Below are 22,780 nucleotides of genomic sequence, written 5' to 3'. Positions count from 1 at the left end.
GCGCAGCATCTTCGCTGCGCCCCAGAGAGGTCAGTTCAATGGCTAAGAATGGATTCTTCGAGACGGTCGCGGAAGCTCAGCGACGCGCGAAGAAGAGGTTGCCCAAGTCCGTGTATGCGGCACTGGTTGCCGGATCCGAGAAGGGTCTGACCGTCGACGACAACGTCGCGTCGTTCAGTGAACTCGGATTCGCCCCGCACACTGCGGGGCTGTCGGACAAGCGTGAGCTGTCCACCACGATCATGGGGCAACAGATTTCGCTTCCCGTGTTGATCTCCCCGACGGGTGTGCAGGCTGTGCACCCGGACGGTGAGGTCGCCGTGGCGCGCGCAGCCGCAGCACGGGGAACGGCCATCGGACTGAGCTCGTTCGCGAGCAAGTCCATCGAAGAGGTAGCCGCGGCGAACCCGCAGACCTTCTTCCAGATGTACTGGGTCGGTAGCCGCGATGTGCTCGTGCAGCGGATGGAGCGCGCTCGCGCCGCCGGAGCCAAGGGCTTGATCATCACCACCGACTGGTCGTTCGCGTACGGCCGCGACTGGGGCAGCCCGTCGATCCCGGAGAAGATGAACCTCAAGGCGATGTTCCAGTTCGCGCCCGAGGGCATCACCCGGCCGAAGTGGCTGTTCGAATTCGCCAAGACCGGCAAGATCCCGGATCTGACGACGCCGAACCTCGCCGCTCCCGGTCAAGAACCGCCGACGTTCTTCGGCGCGTACGGGGAGTGGATGCAGACTCCGCTTCCGACGTGGGAAGACATCGCCTGGCTGCGTGAGCAGTGGGGCGGCCCGTTCATGCTCAAGGGCGTCATGCGGGTAGACGATGCGAAACGTGCTGTCGACGCCGGTGTTTCGGCGATCTCGGTATCGAACCACGGCGGGAACAACCTCGACGGCACCCCGGCTCCGATCCGCGTTCTCCCGAGTATCGCCGACGCTGTGGGCGATCAGGTGGAGATCGTTCTCGACGGCGGCATTCGACGCGGCGGTGACGTCGTGAAGGCACTCGCTCTCGGTGCCAAGGCCGTCATGCTCGGGCGTGCATACCTGTGGGGTCTTTCCGCGAACGGTCAGGCCGGCGTCGAGAACGTACTCGACCTCATGCGCATGGGTGTCGATTCGACACTGATGGGTCTCGGCCATTCCTCGATCGAGGACCTCAGCCCGGCGGATCTGGTGATCCCGGAAGGGTTCACCCGCAACCTCGGCGCCAACTGAAGCCCTAGCGTACTGAACATCGGCGAAACGACGACCCTGGCCGGACGGACTGTCCGATCCAGGGTCGTCTTCGGCCCGCATGAGACCAATCTGGCTGTGGGCCGCTCCCTTTCGGATCGGCACCGCGCGTATTACCAGCGCCGCGCGGAAGGTGGCGCTGGGATCGTCGTGACCGAGGTCGCATCGGTACTCGGCAACGACTGGCCGTACGAGCGCGCTCCGCTCGCCTCCGAGTGCGGGCCGGGATGGCGGGCGATCGCAGCGGCATGTGCGCCGCACGGAACTCTCGTCCTCGCCGGTCTCGGGCACACCGGGATGCAAGGATCGAGTGCCTGGTCCCAGTCGGTGCTGTGGGGTCCCTCGCGCGTGGCGGATCCGGTGACGCGCGAACTTCCCGTCGAGATGGAGCAGTCCGAGATCGACGAGCTGGTCGACGGCTTCCGGGCGTCGGCGGCGCTCGCGGTTGCCTCGGGAGTTGACGGCGTCGAACTCGACGCGGGCTCGCGAAGCATTCTGCGGCAATATCTTTCCGGGCTGACGAACACACGTTCCGACCGTTACGGCACGGACCGCGCCACCTTGCTGGGCGAGGTGATCGATGCCGTGCGAGCAGCTGTGGGACCGGATCATGTCGTCTCCCTACGCTTGTCCTGTGACGAGGAAGCTCCGTGGGCCGGGATCACCCCCGAACTCGCCGCTGGATACGCGAGCGAATTCGCCACAGCGCTCGACCTTCTCGTCGTCGTGCGCGGCGGGCTGTATTCGAGCAGTCGATACCGTCCCGACTTTCACGAGGAACCGAATTTCAACTCGGATCTGTGTCGGACCGTCGGGGATGCGGTGTCCGGGCAGGTGCCGGTGGTCCTGCAGGGCAGCGTCGTGAGCGCTCTCGCTGCCGATGCAGCTCTGGCGTCAGGAGTTGCGGACCTGGTGGAGATGACGCGAGCGCAGATCGCCGATCCGGATCTGGTGAGCAAGGTGCGCGCCGGACAAGCGCCCCGGCCGTGTGTGTTGTGCAATCAGACGTGCCTTGTCCTGGATCCGCGTAACCCGGTGGTGACCTGCGTCGGGAATCCCGGTGCCGGATTCGAGACCGAGGACCCCGACGAGCGAGACCTACCCCCGTTGATCGGATCGGCGGTGGTCGTCGGCGGTGGTCCGGCCGGGCTGGAGGCCGCGCGCATTCTGGCCGGCCGCGGGATGTCGGTCACGGTGAAAGAACGCTCGGCGCAGGTGGGCGGTATGATCAACACCTTCGCCGTGGGCCGGGGCCGTTCCCGGTTCGGTCTGCTGGCGCGCTGGCTCGAAGACGAATGCCGAACTGCCGGAGTGCGAATACGTACCGGAGTCGAATCGCAGAGCGAGTGCTCGTCCGAACTCGTGGTGCTTGCGACCGGAAGTGCCGCCCGCCCACCGACCTATCCGGTGGACGGGTCGGTGCGGTGGTCCGATGCGTCCGAAGCCCTGACACAATCCGGAGCCTGGACCGGAAGAATGGTGCTCGTCGATCCGCTGGGAGGTCCGATCGCGGTGGCATTGGCCGAATCTCTCGTGCGCGCCGGAAACGAGATCTCGATAGTCACCCCGGATGCGATAGTGGGGTCTCGGCTCGGTTCGAGCGGGGACTTGGTGGGCGCGAATGCCCGCATTCAACGCGCCGGAATTGCCCGGATCTGTTCGTCCCTGATTGTCGAGGTGAGTGCTGGGCAGGTGATCGTGGAAAACATGTACACCGGCGCGACGTCCTCGATCGGATGCGACTACGTGATCGATTGCTCCCCCCGCCTGCCCGACCTGGAAGCGGCCGACTCGGCGGGCATCCGAGTCGGTGACATGATTGCGCCGCGAACCACCCTCGAATCGATCAGGGAAGGGCGCCTCGCGGGGTCTACTGCTGGAACGAGTTCCAAGTCTGCCGAGAGGGCCGCACCATGACTTCGTCCACCGGCGCATCACGCGGGGGCCGCGTGGCCTTCGTCACCGGAACTGCGCGGGGAATGGGGCGTACCCACACGATCCGGTCGACCGGGGCAGGCGCCGCGATCATCGCGATCGACATCGACGCATCGACGGCGGCCGCTGCGGTGGTCGGCGACGGCACCCGCGCCGCCTCTGCGGCCCAGGTGGCACCGGATCAGGGAAGCGCCGAGGTCTGATGTCCCAGTTCCCCCGCCTGCTGAGCCCGCTACGTCTGGGGCCGTTGACCCTGCGCAATCGTGTGGTGTTCGCCGCGCACCTGACCAACTACGCCACCGACGGACTGCCCACCGCTCAGCACGCGGCGTACTACGAGGCGCGAGCACGTGGGGGAGCCGGACTGATCATCACCGAAGAACAATCGACGCACCCGACGGATCGTCCGTACGAGAAGATGATCGCAGGGTACCGTCCCGAGGTGGTGGCCGGCTACCGGCGAATCACCGACGCCGTCCACGAACACGGTTCGGTGATACTCGCGCAGATCAATCACAACGGGGGACAGGGAGCCGGAACGTATTCGCGACGTCCGCTGTGGGCCCCCAGCGCGGTGGCGGATCCGATGTTCCGGGAAGTGCCCAAAGCTGTCGACGACGCGGACATCGCCGAAATCCTCGAGGGCTTTTCCGTCGTCGCCGGCCGCTGCATCGACGGCGGCTTCGACGGGGTCGAACTGCAGGCGTCGCAGTCGTCGATAGTGCGGGCCTTCCTCGCCCCGTCGACCAATCTGCGCACCGATCGCTACGGTGGTACCGCCCGGAATCGGGCGCTGTTTCTTCGGGAAGTGCTCCGGACGCTACGCGAGGCGATCGGACCCGATCGGATACTCGGAGTGCGGCTCACCGGGTACGAGGGCACTCGCGGTGGCATCGAACTCCCCGACGCGCTGGTCACCGCGAGGCTCGTCGAAGCCGACGGCTGTGTCGACTACGTCAATACCGCCATCGGAATGGCCACGCAGACCTTGCATCTGATCGAGGCCTCGATGGCATCCCCGCTCGGCTACGCGAACTTCATTCCGTCCTCGATCAAAGATGTGATCGATCTACCCGTGGTGGGCGTCGGGAGGTTCAAGACACCGGAGCAGGCGGAGCAGGCACTGGCCGAAGGAGTATGCGATCTGGTCGGGGTGGTGCGCGGACAGATCGCCGATCCCGAGTTCGCGAACAAGGCACGTTCGGGTGAGTCGTCGAGCGTGCGCACGTGCCTGTCCTGCAACCAGGAATGTGTCGGCCGGACGGGACTGGGGCGCTGGCTCGGCTGCACGGAGAACCCGCGCACCGGGCGCGAATCGGTCGCTCTTGCGATGCCGCGGCTGCGGGGGCGTCGTGTGATCGTGGTCGGTGGCGGGCCCGCAGGACTACAGGCTGCCGCCACCGCGGCGCAGCGCGGCCACGCGGTGACGTTGTTCGAGCGTGACAGAACGCTGGGTGGTCAGCTGCGGACCGCGTCGGTGGTTCCGTCCCGCCGCGAACTCGGCGACCTGGTCGGCAATCTCGAAAGGCAATGCCGCAGCAGCGGAGCCGAGATCAGGCTGGGAACGAACGTCACCGCTGAGCTGATCGCGGAGCTGGAGCCGGAGGTCGTGGTGATCGCCACCGGAGCGCGGGCCGTGCGACCGCGGTGGGCCGGAAGCTCACCTCGCGTCGTCGGTGTCCGGGATGTCCTCGACGAGGCGGTGCACCCCCACGGATCGATCCTGGTGTTCGACGAGTTGGGATTTCATCCCGGTCCAGCTGCCGCCGAATTCCTGGCAGATCGTGGATGTGAGGTCACGATCGCCACCAACGGTATGGTGCTCGCCCAGGATCTAGGGGTAACCCTCGACTTCGAGGGCTGGAACCGTCGGGCGCACGAGAAGGCCATCACTCAGCGCACGGATCTGATGGTGATCGGCGTCGATGCCGACGCTCGGCTCACCGTGCGACTGTTGCACCACCCCACCGGTGTCGCCGAGTCGCTCGTCGTCGACTGGGTGGTGTGCGCGCTCCAGCAGGATCCGGTGGACGAGCTGTGGAAAGCGCTGCGCGGCAGCTCTTTCGATGTTCACCGCATCGGTGACGCGCTGTCCCCGCGACGCTCGCATGCAGCGGTCGTCGAAGGGCACCGGGTTGCCGTTTCCCTCTGATCAGGACGGATAAGGCTCGGTTTCGCGGGCGGTGCGCAGATGTCGGGCCCACCAGTCCAGATGAACGAAAACAGTTTTCGCGAAGTCCTGAGCGTTCGGATCCAGCGGTCGGCCGTCTTCCCAGGTCGCGTAGTAGTTGGGAAACGCCAGCCCGTCGCGGATCGTGACCGCGTGCAGTTCGGTGAAGACGTTCTCGAGGTGCAACACCGCATGTCTACCGCTCGCGATCCCGCCGTAGCTGACGAATGCGACGGGTTTTGCCGCCCACTGGGTGAAGTGCCAGTCGACGAGCGCCTTGAGCGATGCCGGGTACGAGTGGTTGTACTCGGGAGTGACCACCACGAACGCGTCGGCCGCTGCCAGCGTGGCGGTCACTGCTCGCAGGCTCTCCGGACGTGGGTAGTTCTCGCCGGCGGCTTTCGGGGATTCCGCCGGCAACGACAGCGGAATATCGACGTCGACGAGGTCCACGACGTCCACGTCGAAGGTGCCGTGCTCCTTCGCCTGCTCCACGACCCACGCCGCGACGGTCGCGCCGACCCGACCCTGCCGGACACTGCCGATGACGACTGCCATCTTGGTTCGAGCGTTCGTCTGCTTCATACCGGCTATGCTGCGCCGCTGCGCCGCAGTGAACCAGACCGGAGCCAGGCCGGCTCTGTCAGGGACAGCTTCACCCGGTACAGGTCGGCGATTCGAGGAATAGGCTTGTGCGGGTGGGCACACCATTGGGGATTTCATCCGTTCCAAACGAGACAGCATCAGTGCGGCAGATCGTGGGATGCCGTCCTCTCCACGTCGACGGGTTCCCGGGTTGCGACGAAGCGAACTGGCAGCGCTCGCCGGGATCAGCGTCGAATACCTGACCCGGATCGAACAGGGTCGTGATCGAAACCCGTCGAGATCGGTTCTCAACGCCGTCTCGGACGCCATGAATCTCGATCTCGGCGAGCGTCGTCACCTAGCCAGTCTTGCAAAACTCAGCGGCGGCGACTCGTCCGGTCCCTGCGTGTCCGTCGGGCACACACGGGAGGTCAGGCCGGAAACCGCGCAGATAGTCGACCTTCTCGAGCCCGCGGTGGCAGTCCTCACCAACCGGCTCGGCGACCTACTTTCGTATACGAGAAGTTTCGAACTCCTGGCCCGTCAACTGGGTCTCCTGGACGCCGTCGAGCCGAACATCACCCGTTTCGTCTTCACCGACACCCGTGCCAGATCAGCGTTTGCGGACTGGGCGCAGGTGGCCGACGAATTGGCGTTCGGCTTGTGGCTGGGTCCGTCGATGGACAGTGTCGAGCGGTTCGTGGCCGAACTCACGCACCTCGCAGGGTCCGAATTCAGCACCCGACTCGAACGGCGGCGCATTCCCGCGCGCGCAAACCTGCGTCTTCGACACCCGAGCGAAGGTGAACTGTCCTGGAAGCGCGAAAGTCTCGATCTACCTGCATCGGACGCGCAACAACTCGTCGTCTATCTGCCCGCCGACTCACATACCGCGCAGGCATTCGATCGTCTCCGCCGTTCCCAGTCGTCGGCGATCCACGTGGTGACGTCGGCCTGACGCGCTTGTCGTGTGTTTCAGGGACAAGCTCGACTGGGCGTCGGACGAAAAACAGTTCATGATCAACCTCCGCCCACACCGCACCATTTATCATCGGCCAATGACCGACAACCGCGATCTGACCGAACTGCCCAGCCCCGCGGTAGCCGGATCGACGCGCACCGTCGTGGTCCCGGTCGGTTCGTTCGAACAGCACGGCCCGCACCTGCCGATGAACACGGACACCCGGATCGCGTCGGCAGTCGCGCACGCACTGCCCGGCGTCCTGATCGCTCCCGCGCTCGAATACGGTGCGAGTGGAGAACACGAAGGATTCCCGGGCACCATCTCGATCGGTGCCGAGGTGATGGAAGCCGTGATCGTGGAATTCGGACGGTCGGCATTTCACTGGGCTCCGCGTGTGCTCTTCGTCAACGGTCACGGTGGCAACGGTCCGGCACTGGCGAAGGCGGTGGCACTTCTGCGATACGAAGGCCGCGACGCAGCCTGGGCACCATGCGCGGTTCCGGGGGCCGATGCGCACGCCGGCCATACCGAGACCAGCCTGCTTCTCCATCTCGAGCCGGAATGTGTGAACCTCGATGTCGCCGAAATGGGCAATACCTCGCCGATCGCCGAGCTGATGCCTCGATTACGTGCCGGCGGTATGGCGGCCGTGACGGAAAATGGAATTCTCGGTGATCCACTCGGAGCCACGGCGCACGGCGGCGCTCTCATTTTCGGCGAACTGGTTCAGCGCGTCTCTGACGGCCTCGACCGGTGGCTACCCGGTCCGGACGGGCGGCTTCGGTGACTACGGAGCCCTGGCAGCGGCGACAGAGTTCTGTATCACCTGTCCGGTGCTTTACGATCGTCTGATGCGACCAGCACGACTCCCCGACGGCTTCGGCATTCGGCTGGATCCGAAGGTCCGCACATATTCGGGTGGTCGGGTGCTCATCGGCGGGTCACCGACTCGCATGTTGCGGCTGGCCCCGGATGCCGCAGCGATGATCGGGGACGGTTTCCTCGAAGTCGTCGACCAGCAGAGTGCCGCGGTGGCCCGGCACCTTCTCGATTCCGGGGTGGCCAACCCACGCCCCATGTCCACCCCGGACGCGACCGACGTCACCGTCGTCATTCCGGTCAAGAACAATCAGGCCGGGGTAGAACGCCTGTTGCCTGCCCTCAAGGATCTGACGGTCGTCATCGTCGACGACGGCTCGGACGTGGCGCTCGAGCCTCGACGCACCTGCCAGGGCACAGGTACCGTCGCCGTTATCCGGCACGAGACTTCTCGCGGCCCGTCGGCAGCCAGGAACACCGGATTGCGTTCGGCCGAAACGCAATTCGTGGCCTTTCTCGATTCCGACGTCATTCCGAGGACCGGTTGGCTCGAGCTCATGCTCGGGCACTTCAGTGATCCGGGGGTTGCCCTCGTAGCGCCGCGCATCGTGGCCCTCGACCCGCACGGGCCTGCGCTCGCGCGGTACGAGAGTATGCGTTCGTCCCTCGACCTCGGACGTAAGGAGGCTGCGGTCAAATCGGGTAGTCCGGTGGCGTATGTGCCCAGTGCAGCACTGATCGTACGGCGCGAGGTAGCGCTCGAATGTGACGGTTTCGACGAGAACCTCGAGGTGGCCGAGGACGTCGACTTCTGCTGGCGGTTGCAGGACGCCGGCTGGCGCCTGCGATACGAGCCGGTTGCGCACGTCGCGCACGATCACCGTGTCCAGTTCGGTAAATGGTTTTCTCGGCGTGCGTTCTACGGAACCGGCGCGGCGCCGCTGGCTGCTCGCCATCCGGGTTCGGTGCCGCCGATGGCCATGTCGATCTGGACACTGTTCGCCTGTATCGCGGCCGCCACCTTGACGCGGACAGGACTGGCCGGGGCATTCGGTGCGCTGACGCTGACGGTGTTCCGCCTTCGGAAGATGTTCACCGGACTGCGCCAACCGACGCGGATCGCGGCGATCTTGACGGCCCAGGGATTCGTCGGCGGCTTCTGGCAACTCGCGTCGGCGATGTGCAGGCACTACTGGCCGGTGACACTGCTGGCCGTGATCGCATCGCGAAAGATTCGACGGCAGGCACTCGCCGCGGCGGTCGGTGAAGGCCTGCTGGACTGGTATCGGCATCGCACCCCGGGCGGGTTGGGGCCGATCCGCTACGTCTTCTACAAACGAATGGACGACCTCGCCTACGGTGTCGGACTGTGGCGGGGCGCCGCGCAGGCGCGTGACGCGGCATCGCTGAAACCTCGAATCACGAAGTGACAGAACCTGGTTACTCGGACTATCTGATAGTCGGGGGCGGCACCTGCGGTTCGGTGCTCGCCGCGCGGCTCAGCGAAGACCCCGACGCTTCGGTCCGACTACTCGAAGCAGGCCCCGGCTACACCTCGCCTGCCGATCTTCCGGCCGCGCTCGCCGACCCGTACCGTCTGCCCGTCGGTCCGGGAAGTGACTACACCGTCGTCCATCCCGTCGATCTGATGCCGGGCCGGGCCGGGGTGATTTCCCGTGGACGGGTGCTCGGCGGGTCCGGCGCGGTCAACGGTGCCTACTTCGCGCGATCGACGCCCGGTGATTTCGAGCGGTGGCCGGCGTCGTGGAGCTATGACGAGGTGCTGCCCTACTTCCGTCGTTCGGAAACCGATCATGATTTCGGCGGCGAGTTCCACGGCGATCGAGGACCGGTTCAGGTCCGGCGCCGCGACTGGGATCGGCTGCGCCCCTTCAGTTCCGCGTTCCGCGACGCGGCACTGTCAGCGGGCTTCGCGGACGACCCCGACAAGAACGCCCCTGGTTCGACGGGTGTGGGCCGCGTGCCGTTGAACATCCTCGACGATCGCCGGATCAGCACGGCGGTCGGCTACCTGCTTCCCGTGATCGGCCGCGCGAATCTTCGAATCGACTGCGGGGTGCGCGTCGTTCGCATCGTGTTCTCCGGCACGCGGGCGGTGGGTGTCGACGCCGTCATCGGCGGAACGCTCCAGCGCGTCTTCGGCCGACACGTCGTGGTGAGCGCCGGTGCGATCGCCAGTCCGCACTTGCTGATGAATTCCGGAATCGGCCGCGCCGAGGATCTTGCCGTCCACGGCATCGAGGTGGTCGCGGACCTTCCCGGAGTGGGCTCCGGGTTTTCCGATCATCCCGAGATCTCGGTCCCGTACCGATTCTCGGCACCACAGGGCCGCGATGCGAAGACTCCGGTGCTCGAGACCATCCTCAACGACGGCGGTATCGAGTTCCGTCCGTACACGGCGGCGTTCTCGGAGATGATCGACGGACTGCCGCCGATGGATCACACGCTCGGCATCGTTCTGATGAGTCCGTCGAGTCGAGGCAGTATCCGGTTGGCGCCGCACGATCCCACCGATTCGCCTCTGGTCCACTACAACTATCTCGGTGAAGCCCGCGATCGACGCGATGTTCGTGACGGTCTGCAGGTCGCGGGGGAGTTGCTCGAGATGGTTGCCGCCACCGGGCTCGTGGAACGACCGTCGATCGAGTACACCGATGCGTGGATCGAGTCGAAACTGGGGACGTCGTTGCATCTGTCCGGGAGCTGCGCGATGGGCGAGGATCCGGACTCCGGTGCCGTTGTCCACCCTGCGACGTGCGGTGTATACGGTACAACTGGCCTCAGTGTCGTGGACACGTCGATCTTTCCCCAGGTTCCGAGTCGGGGCCCGCACGCGACGGCGGTGATGGTCGCCGAACGGGCAGCGGCGCTGCTCCGAGGTGACGAGAACAGTTCGGCAGGAGCCACCACGGCGATGTGATCGGCGTTACAGTGGTCCTGGAGCGGAGGAACTCTGAAGATGGCAGGTGAACAGGCTGTGCAGGGCAATCCTTGGGTCGCGGTCCGGCCGGGCGACGACGTGGCGGTGTTGGCTCGGCGCCTCTCCACCGCTCATCAGTCCTTCATCGACGATCTAGGAGTTCCTGGTCAGGGCCTCACCGACGATTCGCACGTACGGGCTGTCGTGCTCGAATCGTGGATGCGCAGCCGCAATAAAGGCGTCAATCCCGATGTGGTGGGCAACCCGGAGATGCTCGAAGGCCTGGAGCTGGAGAAATACCGATCGGCGCACCCGATGTCGCTGATCCGGCCTGTCATCCGAAAACTTCTCGTAGAGGACGCCGCCGAGACCGGCCTGCTCATCGCGATCAGCGACGCACACGGCCGCCTGCTCTGGGTGGAGGGTGACAGCTCCGCCAAGGACAAGGCGCTGTCGATGAACTTCGTCGAGGGCGCCGACTGGAGCGAGGACCGCGTCGGCACCAACGCTCCCGGTACTGCGCTCGCGCTCGATCATTCGGTGCAGATCTTCGGCTCCGAGCACTTCAACCGCACAGTCCACGACTGGAGTTGTTCTGCAGCACCCGTGCACGATCCCACCACCGGACAGATCCTCGGCGCGATCGACATCACCGGCGGTCCTCGGGTCGCGGTTCCCGAAGTGCTGTCGCTGATCCGCGCCACCGTCGCGGCAGCCGAGTCCGAACTGCGATTCCACCTGTTGAATACCCCGCTCGAACTCAATGCAACGGCTCCACGTCTGGAGACGTTCGGTTCCGGGCGACCTACGTTGGTGCGCGGAGGGGAGCGAATCTCGATCTCGCAGCGCCACGCCGAGATTCTGCTGCTCCTCGCTGAGCATCCCGAAGGCCTGAGCTCCGATCACCTGGCGGTTCTCCTCGACGAGGGCGAACTCGACGCGGTGACCATTCGCGCGGAAATGTCCCGGCTTCGCAAGGTTTTCGGTGCCGACCGCCTCGCGTCGCGGCCGTATCGCATCATCACCGATTTCGTCACCGATGTCGCCGACGTGCGGGCGGCACTCGACCGCGGCGACGCTGCTACGGCGCTACGGCTGTACTCCGGGCCGGTGTTGTCCGGTTCGATCTCGCCGGGTATCGAGGAGATTCGCGAGGAACTCAAGACCCGAGTTCAGGCTGCGCTCCTGCGGGTCGGTGACACCACTCTGCTCGCCCGGTGGACCACGTCGGTGCACGGACGGGAAGATTCGGTGGCCTGGGAGGCCTACCTGTCCACGCTCGATCCGGCGTCACCGCTGTATTCCCAGGTGAAAGCCCGACTCGACCTGCTCGATCGACAACTGCGGCTCTGACGGGAAACCTGCGGTAACCATGGACGCAACGTAGTTGCAACGTTGCAACTCCTAGTGTTGTGAATCACACCCCACCGGGGGTGGGACCGCAGTCACGACGTTCGGTGACAGCGCCCAGGAAGATCACGTTTACATAGGAGCTTTCAATGACCGTGTATGCCCGTCCAGGTACCGCCGACGCGATCATGTCCTTCCAGTCCCGCTACGACAACTGGATCGGCAACGAGTGGGTTGCACCGGTCAAGGGTCAGTATTTCGAGAATCCGACACCGGTGACCGGGCAGAACTTCTGTGAGGTGGCGCGGTCCACCTCCGAGGACATCGAACTCGCTCTCGACGCAGCACATGCGGCAGCACCGGCCTGGGGTAAGACCTCGGTTGCCGAGCGCGCCGTCATCTTGAACAAGATCGCCGACCGCATCGAGGAAAACCTCGAGTCCATCGCGCTCGCCGAGTCATGGGACAACGGCAAGCCGATCCGCGAGACCCTCAACGCCGACATTCCGCTCGCCATCGATCACTTCCGCTACTTCGCCGGAGCCATTCGCGCCCAGGAAGGTTCGCTCTCCGAGATCAACTCGGACACCGTTGCGTACCACTTCCAGGAGCCGCTCGGCGTGGTCGGACAGATCATTCCCTGGAACTTCCCGATCCTGATGGCGGTGTGGAAGCTCGCGCCCGCACTCGCCGCAGGCAATGCCATCGTCCTCAAGCCCGCCGAGCAGACCCCCGTCTCGATCCTGCACCTCATCAGCATCATCGGCGACCTGCTGCCTGCCGGTGTTCTCAATATCGTCAACGGCTTCGGCGTCGAGGCGGGCAAGCCCCTCGCGTCCAGCCCGCGCATCAAGAAGATCGCGTTCACCGGTGAAACCACCACCGGCCGCCTGATCATGCAGTACGCATCGCAGAACCTGATTCCCGTCACCCTCGAACTCGGCGGCAAGAGCCCCAACATCTTCTTCTCCGACGTTCTGGCCGCCAACGACGACTACCAGGACAAAGCACTCGAGGGCTTCACGATGTTCGCCCTCAATCAGGGCGAGGTCTGCACCTGCCCGTCGCGTTCACTGATCCAGGAAAGCATTTTCGACGACTTCCTCGCGTTGGCCGCGATCCGTACCAAGGCTGTGCGCCAGGGTGATCCGCTCGACACCGATACGATGATCGGTGCGCAGGCCAGTAACGATCAGCTCGAGAAGATCCTCTCCTACATCGAGATCGGCAAGGCCGAAGGGGCCAAGGTCATCACCGGTGGTGAGCGGGCCGAACTCGGTGGCGACCTGTCGGGCGGCTACTACGTGCAGCCGACGGTCTTCACCGGCAAGAACGACATGCGTATCTTCCAGGAGGAGATCTTCGGGCCTGTCGTCTCCGTCACCTCCTTCAAGGATTACGACGAGGCGATCGAGATCGCCAACGACACGCTCTACGGTCTCGGTGCCGGTGTGTGGTCGCGTGACGGCGGAGTCGCCTACCGTGCGGGTCGCGACATCCAGGCCGGTCGCGTGTGGACCAACACGTACCACCAGTACCCGGCGCACGCCGCCTTCGGTGGTTACAAGCAGTCCGGTATCGGCCGTGAGAACCACCTGATGATGCTCGGCCACTACCAGCAGACCAAGAATCTCCTGGTCAGCTACGCACAGAAGGCTCAGGGCTTCTTCTGATCCACGGTTCGGCGCCCACCGTTTCCGGTGGGCGCCGAACGTGTACGTGCACATAATGTGCAAGTCCAGGCAATGACAATCAACAGGAGGTCGGAATGAGCGCCACGCACGGATCCGAGAGCGGCGCGATTCCACCTCGGCTGGTGACAACCGTTGGGGCGGCTGACCTCTTACGCCGCCTCAGCGGGAACCACGGTGAGCTGATGATGCATCAGTCCGGTGGGTGTTGCGACGGATCGGCCCCGATGTGTTATCCCTCAGGGGAATTCATCGTCGGCGACCGTGACGTGCTACTCGGAGTCGTCGACCTCCGGCTCGAGGTCGGCGAGGTTCCCACTGACTTGGCCACCGGAACGGACGCCGTGCAGGTCTGGATCTCGGGTTCGCAGTTCCAAGCCTGGAAGCACACGCAACTGGTCCTCGACGTCGTGCCCGGTCGAGGTTCGGGGTTCAGTCTGGAATCTCCGGAAGGGCTCAGGTTCCTCAGTCGAGCAAGGGCTTTCACCGCTTCCGAAAACGATCTGCTCGGTGCACAGCCACTCCTGGTCGGTGAGGATTGGGAAGCAGGTACCCGTCCGGCACCGCACACCAGCGCTCGGGTGGTCGCCGAAGCCGTCGACGCGTGCCCGGTACCCGGTATGACCGTGCGCTCGTGACGTACCCGATCGACCCGACACGAACCGGCAGTTAACCGTCCGGTGATCTGACGGCGACGCTCCCGGTACACGGCACGCCTACCGTGCGTGGCAGGTGACAAATCCGCGCACCCCACCGAACTCGAGGACGGCCATGTCTGTTTCCGATCGTGCATCAGGTCCTTCACACCCCGGCGCCTCACCCAGCGGGAGCTCGCCCAGCGGCATTTCATCCAGCGGCATTTCATCCAGCGGCATTTCATCCAGCGGCACCGAATCCTCCACCGAAGACAGTTCTTACCTGGAGAAACGGACGCTTCGAAAGGGTTCGGCCGGATGGGTTCTGCTCGCCGGGCTCGGGGTCAGTTACGTGATTTCCGGTGACTACGCGGGGTGGAACAACGGCCTCGCCCAGGGCGGATTCGGTGGGCTGCTCATCGCAGCGGTTGTCATCGCCGCCATGTATCTCGCCATGGTGCTCGGGATGGCGGAAATGTCCTCGGCCCTGCCTGCAGCCGGTGGCGGATACACCTTCGCTCGCCGCGCCATGGGCCCGTGGGGTGGATTCGCCACCGGCACGGCAATTCTCATCGAATACTCGATAGCTCCGGCCGCTATCGCGACGTTCATCGGCGCATACGTGGAATCGCTGAATCTCTTCGGCATCACCGACGGCTGGTGGGTGTATCTCGCGGTGTACGCGATCTTCATCGGGATTCACCTGACCGGCGCCGGTGAGGCGCTCAAGGCCATGTTCGTCATCACTGTCATCGCTCTCGTCGGTCTGGTGGTGTTCGCGGTTTCGGCTGTCGGCCTCTTCGATTCGTCCAATCTGACCGACATCACCGTCGATACGGATGCCGTCGGATCGTCGGCGTTCCTACCGTTCGGACTTCTCGGAATATGGGCGGCCGTGCCGTTCGCCATCTGGTTCTTCCTCGCCGTCGAAGGTGTCCCACTTGCCGCCGAGGAAGCGCGTGAGCCAGAGAAGAACGTGCCACGCGGAATCATCATCAGCATGTTGATCCTCATCGTCACCGGGGCGGCGGTTCTCTTCCTCGCGACCGGAGCTCTCGGTGCCGATGCGTTGTCGGTCTCCGGCAACCCGCTCGTCGAGGCGCTCGGAGACAGCGGCGCAGCCAAGGCCGTCAACTACATCGGGCTCGCGGGTCTGGTCGCGAGCTTCTTCTCGATCATGTACGCCTACTCGCGGCAGACCTTCGCGCTCTCACGCGCCGGGTATCTACCGAGGAATCTGTCGGTGACGAACACGCGCAAAGCGCCGACGCTCGCGCTGGTGGTTCCCGGAATCATCGGTTTCGTACTCTCGCTCACCGGCGAAGGTGCCATGCTGCTCAATATGGCGGTGTTCGGCGCGGCAGTCAGTTATGTCCTGATGATGGTGAGTCATATCGTACTTCGCAAGCGCGAGCCGAACATGCCGCGGCCGTACCGCACCCCCGGCGGAATCGTCACCACGTCCTTCGCCCTCGTGATCGCGGCGGTGTCGGTGGTCGCCACCTTCCTGGTCGATCCGGTAGCGGCGCTCTTGACCTTGGTGGCCTTCGGTGTCCTGATGGCGTACTTCGGCCTCTACAGCCGTCACCACCTCGTTGCTAATTCGCCGGACGAGGAGTTTGCCGTACTTGCGCGGGCCGAAGAGGAATTGGGGTGAGTCGATAGATGGCTACATATCATCAGCAGGTATCGGGAACCACCTACTCGTTCGACGGCCTGGTGGATCTGATGGCCAAGGCCACACCGCAGCGGTCCGGTGACGAGTTGGCCGGTTGTGCGGCGCACTCCGACGCCGAACGGGCTGCCGCGCAATGGGTTCTGGCCGATCTTCCACTGGCGCTCTTCCTCGAGGAGCTGCTGGTTCCGTACGAGGACGACGAAGTTACTCGACTCATCGTCGACGGTCACGACCGCCTCGCCTTCGCGCCGGTGTCCCATCTGACCGTCGGGGGTTTCCGGGACTGGCTCTTGGAGACGGCGTCCACGCCGGGCGCGTCAGCTGTCCTGGCCGCCGTCGGCCGTGGGCTGACACCGGAGATGGTGGCAGCGGTCAGCAAGATCATGCGCAATCAGGATCTGATCGCAGTCGCGAAAGCGATCACGGTGACGGCCGGATTTCGTACCACCATCGGTCTGCCCGGCAGGCTCAGTACTCGGCTGCAACCCAATCACCCCACCGACGATCCGCGCGGGATTGCGGCCGCGACGTTGGACGGACTTCTGATGGGGTGCGGCGACGCCGTCATCGGCATCAATCCGGCGACGGATTCGCCGCAGGCGACCTCGGAATTGCTGCACCTGCTCGACGACATTCGTCAACGCTTCGCGATCCCCACCCAGTCGTGCGTGCTCTCGCACGTGACCACGACGATCGGGTTGATAGAAGCGGGTGTACCCGTCGATCTGGTGTTCCAGTCGATCGCGGGCACGGAAGGCGCCAACTCCGGATTCGGAGTGAGCGTTCCACTGCTACGCGAGGGTAACGAGGCCGGCCGGTCGCTGAATCGGGGAACCGTCGGAAACAACGTCATGTACCTCGAGACCGGGCAGGGTTCCGCGCTCAGCTCGGGCGCGCACCTGGGAACCGGCGGTGCGCCCGTCGACCAGCAGACCCTCGAGACGCGGGCGTACGCGGTCGCCCGAGATCTCGAGCCGCTCCTGGTCAACACGGTCGTCGGGTTCATCGGCCCCGAATATCTGTACGACGGTAAACAGATCATCCGTGCCGGTCTCGAAGATCACTTCTGTGGAAAACTGCTGGGCCTGCCCATGGGGGTGGACGTGTGTTACACCAACCATGCCGAGGCCGACCAGGACGACATGGACAACCTGCTCACCTTGCTCGGTGTCGCCGGCGCGGCCTTCGTGATCGCGGTCCCGGGCGCCGACGACGTGATGCTGGGGTATCAGAGCTTGGCCTTCCATGACGCGCTCTACGTCCGCAAGGTACTCGGCCTGCATCCGGCGCCGGAGTTCGAGGCGTGGCTGCACGGACTCGGCATGACGGATTCCGACGGCCGGGTGCTCCCGATCGACGCCCAAGCGTCGCCCTTGAGTGCATTGACGGTGAGCTCGTGACCGAGGATCAGTCGCCGTCGATCGATTTCTGGGGACCGCTGCGCAAGACCACCCAGTCGCGGATCGGGCTGGGCCGGGCCGGGGACGCGTTGCCCACCAGTCGGGTACTCGAATTCAAGGCCGCACACGCTGCCGCTCGGGATGCGGTACACGCACCGTTGGACACGGGGATTTTCGTCGGCCACGTCGAGTCCGTCGGAATCGGAACCCCCGTGGTGGTGGCCAGCAGTGCGTCCACGCGCAGCGAGTATCTCCGTCGTCCGGATTTGGGGCGGAGCCCCACCGATCTTGCCGCCGTCGAGAATTCGGGGCGAGAACTCGGATTCGTCCTCGCCGACGGCCTGTCACCGCGAGCCCTGATGGATCACGGGCAGCCGCTACTGGCCGCGCTCGTCGAAGAACTCGGCGACCTCTATTCGATGGCGCCGCCGGTGATCGCGACCAACGCCCGGGTCGCCTTGGGTGATCACATCGCGGCGGCGATGGGCGTCCGGACGGTCATTGTGCTGATCGGGGAGCGCCCTGGGCTGTCGGTTGCGGACAGTATCGGCATCTACCTCACTCATCTTCCGCGGGTCGGCCGCACGGACGCGGATCGGAACTGCATATCCAACATTCATCCACCCGAAGGGCTCGGTTACGAGCAGGCGGCCAGGGTGGTCGCCGGTCTGGTGGCCGGTGCCCGAAAGCTCGGGCGTTCGGGTGTCGACCTCAAGGACACGTCACGATCGATTTCCCTGACCACCGCAGAGACGCTGACACTCGACTGACCGGTCAGTATCAGCACTCGGGTAGCGCCCACGCCATCCGATCTGTTGTTGTGTTCTGATTGGATCCGGCCCTCGCGGGCGCCGGATTCCACTTGGAGCCCGGCAATGAGATCGGGGCCGTTTGGCGCGGCACGTGATGAGGAGAGTTCGATGGCCTTCGCCGGGAATGTGGACGAATTGGCACTGCTTCAGGCGGTTCGATTGAAAGAGCAGGTCGGTGTCGGTGTACTTGCCGACCACCTGGGTGTGAGTGCCGCCTCCGGTCAGGCGGCGTACCAGGCGCTGGTCGAGCAGGGCAAGGCAGCCGAGTCGGACGGCAAGATCAGCCTCACGGACAAGGGACTGGCGGAGCTCGAGGATCAGCTCGATGCCGAGCGTGTCTCGATCGACGAGGATTCGATCGGCGAGGTCTACGAGCAGTTCACGGCATTGGACGAGGAGTTTCTCGCCTTGATCGACACGGCGGACGCGGATTCGCTTGCAGCCCTGGATTCACGGGCAACCGATGTCTTCGACGACGTCTCGGCGTTCGTGCCGCGGTTGTCTCGGTATCAAGAGCTCTTCTCCATCGCATTGCGCAAGGCGCAGGCCGGGGAGTCCGAGTGGATTTCGGCGTCGGGCGTCGACTCGTACGCGACGGTGTGGTCGGAGATTCGCCGGGAATTGCGCGGCGCCGCCGGTAAAGACGACAACTGACCTGGTCAACGCTGTTTACGGAGACGGCCGGTGCACGCGCACCGGCCGTTTTTTTGCTACCCCCGTGAGGGGGTAGTGCGGGGGTGAGCCACGTCACTACAGTTTCTCGTATCGACGACGGGGTGTGCTCGGCGGCGCCACGAGCCATGGAAGGAGTGTGACGGTGCGACCGTCCAGGAGGGGTTGTCCGGAGTTCAGACAGTTACGGACCCCAGTTCGCCGGAAGTATGTCGTACATCACATCCAGCCGGGTAAATTCAGTGGGAGAGAGTTCGCCGCGGGCAACTCTCTCGCCGATGCCGCCGCGGCATCCAGAGAGGACACGAGAAGATGAGTACGCCTTTGCCGAGTTATACGTCGGGTGTGTGGGACGGCCCGATGTTGGGAGAGACGATCGGTGACAACCTGGATCGGACGGTTGCCGCGCACGGCGGTCGCGACGCGCTGATCGATCACCAGAGCGGGAGTCGGTGGACGTACGACGAATTCGCGGTGCAGGTGAACGGCCTCGCGGCGGGGTTGCTCGCACACGGTGTCGGCAAGGGTGACCGAGTCGGAATATGGGCGCCGAACTGTCCGGAATGGACCTTCACGCAGTATGCAACGGCGAAGATCGGCGCGGTCCTCGTCAACATCAATCCGGCGTACCGTTCGCACGAGTTGCAGTACGTGCTCGAACAGGCCGGCATTTCGGTGTTGGTGTCGGCGGCCAGTTTCAAGACCTCCGATTACGCGTCGATGATCGAGACCGTGCGGCCCCAGTGTCCTGATCTGCGCTCGGTCATCCTACTCGGGTCCGCGGCATGGGACGGATTGATCGCGGACGGGCTGGCGGCCCAAGCGGCCGACCCGTCGGTGCTGGCAATCGCTCAAGCGGCGCTGTCGTCGGACGATGCGATCAACATTCAATACACCTCGGGCACTACAGGTTTCCCGAAGGGTGCAACGCTCAGTCATCACAACATCCTCAACAACGGCTACTTCGTCGGCGAGCTGTGCCACTACAGTGAGGCCGATCGAGTATGTATTCCGGTGCCGTTCTACCACTGCTTCGGCATGGTGATGGGCAATCTCGCGTGCACCAGTCATGGTGCAGCCATGGTTATTCCGGGTCCGGCATTCGATCCGACGGCAACATTGGCGGCGGTGCAGGCGGAGAAGTGCACTTCCCTCTACGGTGTGCCGACCATGTTCATCGCGGAACTGGCGTTGGCGGAATTCGACAGCTTCGACCTGTCGAGTCTGCGCACCGGAATCATGGCGGGTTCGCCCTGCCCGGTCGAGGTGATGAAGCAGGTCATCGATCGGATGGGTATGACCGAGGTGTCGATCTGCTACGGCATGACCGAGACGTCTCCGGTGTCACTGCAGACTCGTTCGGACGATTCGATCGAGCAACGCACCGAAACCGTCGGACGCGTCGGTCCGCATCTCGAGATCAAGATCGTGGATCCGATAACAGGATTGACGGTTCCTCGTGGTGTTCCGGGAGAACTGTGCACCCGTGGATACTCGGTGATGCTCGGCTACTGGGAGAACCCGGAGAAGACGGCGGAGGCAATCGACGCTGCCCGCTGGATGCACACCGGCGACATCGGCGTGATGGACGAGGCCGGGTACGTGGCGATCACGGGGCGCATCAAGGACATGGTGATCCGTGGCGGCGAGAATGTATATCCCCGCGAGATCGAGGAGTTCCTCTACACGCACCCGGACATCCTCGATGCTCAGGTGATCGGAGTTCCCGACGCCAAGTACGGGGAAGAGTTGATGGTGTGGATTCAGATGCGTGAGGGTGCGCAGGATCTGGATGCCGATTCGGTGCGGGCGTTCTGTTCCGGGAAGTTGGCGCACTACAAGATTCCGCGATACGTCCACGTGGTCGACGAGTTCCCGATGACGGTGACCGGCAAAGTTCGCAAGATCGAGATGCGTGAGAGATCGATGGAACTCATCGGCTGACCCCCGCTGTCGGGAGCAGGTGCCGATCTCTCGGATCGGCACCTGCTCGGGGACTCACAGCGCCGAGCGGCCCCGAGTTCGTCCTCGCCGGCAGTGCACGTGTCCGCTCGGGTCACGGTGTTGCGTCACCGGAACCCTTCGCGTACACAAGAAGTACTGTTGGGCAGTCGTCGGAGAGTGGTCTCGGCGTCGGCCGAATTCACAGAAGTTAGGTTGTAGTCATGTCTGGTGACTTTGCCGACGGCGGCGCGGCGGTACGGCCCGAGATAGCTCTCTCGTGGAAGCGTTCGAGACTGAGCGGCGTCGACCCGGCTGCGGCCATTGCCGTCGATGATGAAGAGCGAGACAGCGAAAGCCGACTTCTCCGGGCTGCAGGCCCGGTGCTCGACGAAGTCTCTCAACAGATCGCGGGCACCGGATTCTGCGTTTTGCTGGCCGATCGTGACTGCAGAGTTGTCGCCTCGGTGTACTCCGACGCCACCGTCCAGCGCACGATCGAGCGGCTCGGAGTGATCAACGGTTCCCGATTCGGGGAGGAAGACGCCGGTACCAATGCTTTGGGCACCCCTCTGGAAATGGGGCGCAGCGTTGTCATCCACGGTGAAGAACATTTCCTGGACAGTCTCAAAGGTCTGAGTTGTTATGGTCAGCCGATTCTGCATCCTGTCACCCGCCGGGTGGAAGGCATTTTGGACATGACGGGCGTAGTAGCCCAAGCAAATCCGCTGTTCGCTCCGTTCTTGGCCCGTGCGGCTGCAGATATCGAGAAACGACTCCTGGAGGGATCCAAGGCATCCGAGCAGCGCCTCGTCGACGCCTTCCAGCGCGTTTCACATCAGCGGCATGTCGCGGTGGCGGCCATCGGGGACGACATACTCCTGAGTAATCGTACGGCTCTCGACTTGCTCGATGCCGCCGACCATGCATCGCTGCGGTCGCTGGTAATCGATCTGAATCCGGATCAGTCACGTTTGGTCACTGTGGAACTGGCGTCCGGTGCGTTGGCGCGAGTGCAGGCCGACCGGATCTCCGGCGCTGACGGTGGAGCGGTTTTCCTGGTGGAACCACTACAGCGAGAGCGGGCGCCGATTCGCCGTAACATCGAACGTGCGCCGTCCCCCGGCGAGCGTTTACGTCGAGACCTGGTGCGGGCGCGTACTTCGAAGGCCGCGATATCGATCTCGGGTGAGGCCGGATCGGGGCGTACCGCAGCGGCATCCGATGTTGTCGGAACGGTCGCGGCAAAGTGGTTGGATGCAACCAGAATTGCATTTGTCGGACGAGAGCAGTGGGTCACCGATCTGGTGCGAGCAAGTCGCGATCGCGCCGGGACCATCGTGATCGAACAGGTGCAGTTGATTCCGGACTCGGTTATTCCGGTTGTCACCGAACTCGTCGACGCCAGTGCCGAGGGGCCACGGATAGTGCTGACGAGCAGTCCGCTGCCCGACCTGCCGCCCACCATTGCGGCGATCGTCTCGCGGTGCGCGTCGAGGATCACCATCGCACCCCTGCGCGAGCGGTCCGTGGAGATACCCGAACTGGCACATGCCGTGTTGGAGAGTATCGGCCCGGACCTTCGGTTGACCGCAAGCGCCGTCGAATCGTTGGCTGCGTCGACGTGGCCGGGAAACCTGGCTGAACTGCGTGTGGTGCTCGCCGCGGCTGCGGCAGGCCGTGCCAGTAACCGGATCGACGTCGCCGATCTGCCTGAGCAATACCGCACCACCGCCAAGGTCTCACGGCTGGCCGGGCGGGAGAAAGCGGAGCGCCAGGCCATCATCGGCGCGTTGAAAGACTGCGGTGGCAACAAGGTTCACGCGTCTGCGCAGCTCGGCATCAGTCGCAGCACCCTTTACACCCGTATGCGGGCACTCGACATCACCGTGTAGGGAACGGTTGTCACTGTGTAGAACACTGTCCGAAACCAGTTGTACAAAGTCCGGACA

General features: G+C 64.4%; 19 protein-coding genes. 17 read left to right on the top strand and 2 right to left on the bottom strand.

Features of this window, described 5'->3' with window-relative positions:
• The first annotated feature begins 38 nt into the window (after positions 1–38).
• Genes mftD through ABH922_RS16385 form a run of 4 tightly spaced genes read left to right on the top strand, consistent with a single transcriptional unit; the run spans position 39 to position 5,322 of the window.
• Positions 39–1,217, top strand: coding sequence for a pre-mycofactocin synthase MftD (gene mftD / locus ABH922_RS16400; protein WP_424807917.1), 1,179 nt, complete (start codon positions 39–41; stop codon positions 1,215–1,217).
• A gap of 12 nt (positions 1,218–1,229) precedes the next feature.
• Entirely contained in the window at positions 1,230–3,152 is a 1,923-nt protein-coding gene (locus ABH922_RS16395) for a mycofactocin system FadH/OYE family oxidoreductase 1 (protein ID WP_424809695.1), read from the top strand.
• A complete protein-coding gene (locus tag ABH922_RS16390; RefSeq protein ID WP_424807916.1) occupies positions 3,149–3,373 on the top strand; it encodes a hypothetical protein in 225 nt (74 codons plus the stop codon). Before ABH922_RS16395 ends, ABH922_RS16390 begins: the two co-directional genes overlap by 4 nt.
• Positions 3,373–5,322, top strand: coding sequence for a mycofactocin system FadH/OYE family oxidoreductase 2 (locus tag ABH922_RS16385; RefSeq protein ID WP_424807915.1), 1,950 nt, complete (start codon positions 3,373–3,375; stop codon positions 5,320–5,322). Before ABH922_RS16390 ends, ABH922_RS16385 begins: the two co-directional genes overlap by 1 nt.
• On the opposite strand, the gene ABH922_RS16380 is transcribed toward ABH922_RS16385, so the two are convergent.
• On the bottom strand, positions 5,323–5,925 hold the full coding sequence (locus tag ABH922_RS16380) for an NADPH-dependent FMN reductase (protein ID WP_424807914.1): 603 nt from the start codon (positions 5,923–5,925) through the stop codon (positions 5,323–5,325).
• Between the two features lie 178 nt (positions 5,926–6,103).
• Here ABH922_RS16380 and ABH922_RS16375 point away from each other — a divergent pair, with 178 nt between their 5' ends.
• From ABH922_RS16375 to ABH922_RS16345, 7 genes are all read left to right on the top strand, one after another.
• Entirely contained in the window at positions 6,104–6,883 is a 780-nt protein-coding gene (locus ABH922_RS16375) for a helix-turn-helix domain-containing protein (protein ID WP_424807913.1), read from the top strand.
• A gap of 100 nt (positions 6,884–6,983) precedes the next feature.
• Positions 6,984–7,676 (top strand): mycofactocin biosynthesis peptidyl-dipeptidase MftE, encoded by a 693-nt coding sequence (mftE, locus tag ABH922_RS16370; protein ID WP_424807912.1) that lies wholly within the window; start codon positions 6,984–6,986, stop codon positions 7,674–7,676.
• A gap of 64 nt (positions 7,677–7,740) precedes the next feature.
• Positions 7,741–9,138, top strand: a complete 1,398-nt coding sequence (gene mftF, locus ABH922_RS16365) for a mycofactocin biosynthesis glycosyltransferase MftF (RefSeq protein WP_424807911.1) — start codon at positions 7,741–7,743, stop codon at positions 9,136–9,138.
• Positions 9,135–10,649: a mycofactocin dehydrogenase MftG gene (gene mftG, locus ABH922_RS16360; RefSeq protein ID WP_424807910.1), complete on the top strand. Its 1,515-nt coding sequence runs from the start codon at positions 9,135–9,137 to the stop codon at positions 10,647–10,649. The genes mftF and mftG overlap by 4 nt, the downstream gene beginning before the upstream one ends.
• A gap of 39 nt (positions 10,650–10,688) precedes the next feature.
• Positions 10,689–12,002 carry a transcriptional regulator gene (locus ABH922_RS16355; RefSeq protein WP_424807909.1) on the top strand — a complete coding sequence of 438 codons (1,314 nt, stop codon included), beginning with the start codon at positions 10,689–10,691 and terminating at the stop codon, positions 12,000–12,002.
• Between the two features lie 146 nt (positions 12,003–12,148).
• Positions 12,149–13,672 carry an aldehyde dehydrogenase gene (gene adh, locus ABH922_RS16350; RefSeq protein ID WP_424807908.1) on the top strand — a complete coding sequence of 508 codons (1,524 nt, stop codon included), beginning with the start codon at positions 12,149–12,151 and terminating at the stop codon, positions 13,670–13,672.
• 95 nt (positions 13,673–13,767) lie between these two features.
• Entirely contained in the window at positions 13,768–14,328 is a 561-nt protein-coding gene (locus ABH922_RS16345; protein ID WP_424807907.1) for a DUF779 domain-containing protein, read from the top strand.
• A gap of 78 nt (positions 14,329–14,406) precedes the next feature.
• Here ABH922_RS16345 and ABH922_RS16340 read toward each other — a convergent pair whose 3' ends face one another.
• Positions 14,407–14,580 (bottom strand): hypothetical protein, encoded by a 174-nt coding sequence (locus tag ABH922_RS16340; protein WP_424809782.1) that lies wholly within the window; start codon positions 14,578–14,580, stop codon positions 14,407–14,409.
• Between ABH922_RS16340 and eat the strand changes: the two genes are divergently transcribed.
• The 6 genes from eat to ABH922_RS16310 all read left to right on the top strand — a co-directional run bounded on the left by eat (position 14,534) and on the right by ABH922_RS16310 (position 22,723).
• Positions 14,534–15,982: an ethanolamine permease gene (eat, locus tag ABH922_RS16335; RefSeq protein ID WP_424809694.1), complete on the top strand. Its 1,449-nt coding sequence runs from the start codon at positions 14,534–14,536 to the stop codon at positions 15,980–15,982. The genes ABH922_RS16340 and eat overlap by 47 nt on opposite strands.
• An 8-nt stretch (positions 15,983–15,990) precedes the next feature.
• A complete protein-coding gene (locus ABH922_RS16330) occupies positions 15,991–17,403 on the top strand; it encodes an ethanolamine ammonia-lyase subunit EutB (protein WP_424807906.1) in 1,413 nt (470 codons plus the stop codon).
• On the top strand, positions 17,400–18,173 hold the full coding sequence (gene eutC / locus ABH922_RS16325; RefSeq protein WP_424807905.1) for an ethanolamine ammonia-lyase subunit EutC: 774 nt from the start codon (positions 17,400–17,402) through the stop codon (positions 18,171–18,173). The genes ABH922_RS16330 and eutC overlap by 4 nt, the downstream gene beginning before the upstream one ends.
• 150 nt (positions 18,174–18,323) lie before the next feature.
• Positions 18,324–18,869, top strand: coding sequence for a hypothetical protein (locus ABH922_RS16320; RefSeq protein WP_424807904.1), 546 nt, complete (start codon positions 18,324–18,326; stop codon positions 18,867–18,869).
• 330 nt (positions 18,870–19,199) lie between these two features.
• Positions 19,200–20,831, top strand: a complete 1,632-nt coding sequence (locus tag ABH922_RS16315; protein WP_424807903.1) for an AMP-binding protein — start codon at positions 19,200–19,202, stop codon at positions 20,829–20,831.
• Positions 20,832–21,052: 221 nt separating this feature from the next.
• Positions 21,053–22,723, top strand: coding sequence for a sigma-54-dependent Fis family transcriptional regulator (locus ABH922_RS16310; RefSeq protein WP_424807902.1), 1,671 nt, complete (start codon positions 21,053–21,055; stop codon positions 22,721–22,723).
• Positions 22,724–22,780 lie beyond the last annotated feature (57 nt).

Source organism: Rhodococcus sp. 27YEA15 (assembly GCF_049739425.1).
Classification (GTDB): domain Bacteria; phylum Actinomycetota; class Actinomycetes; order Mycobacteriales; family Mycobacteriaceae; genus Rhodococcus_F.
Note: the sequence above shows the minus strand (reverse complement) of the source record. Positions and strands in the feature narration are given on the sequence as shown.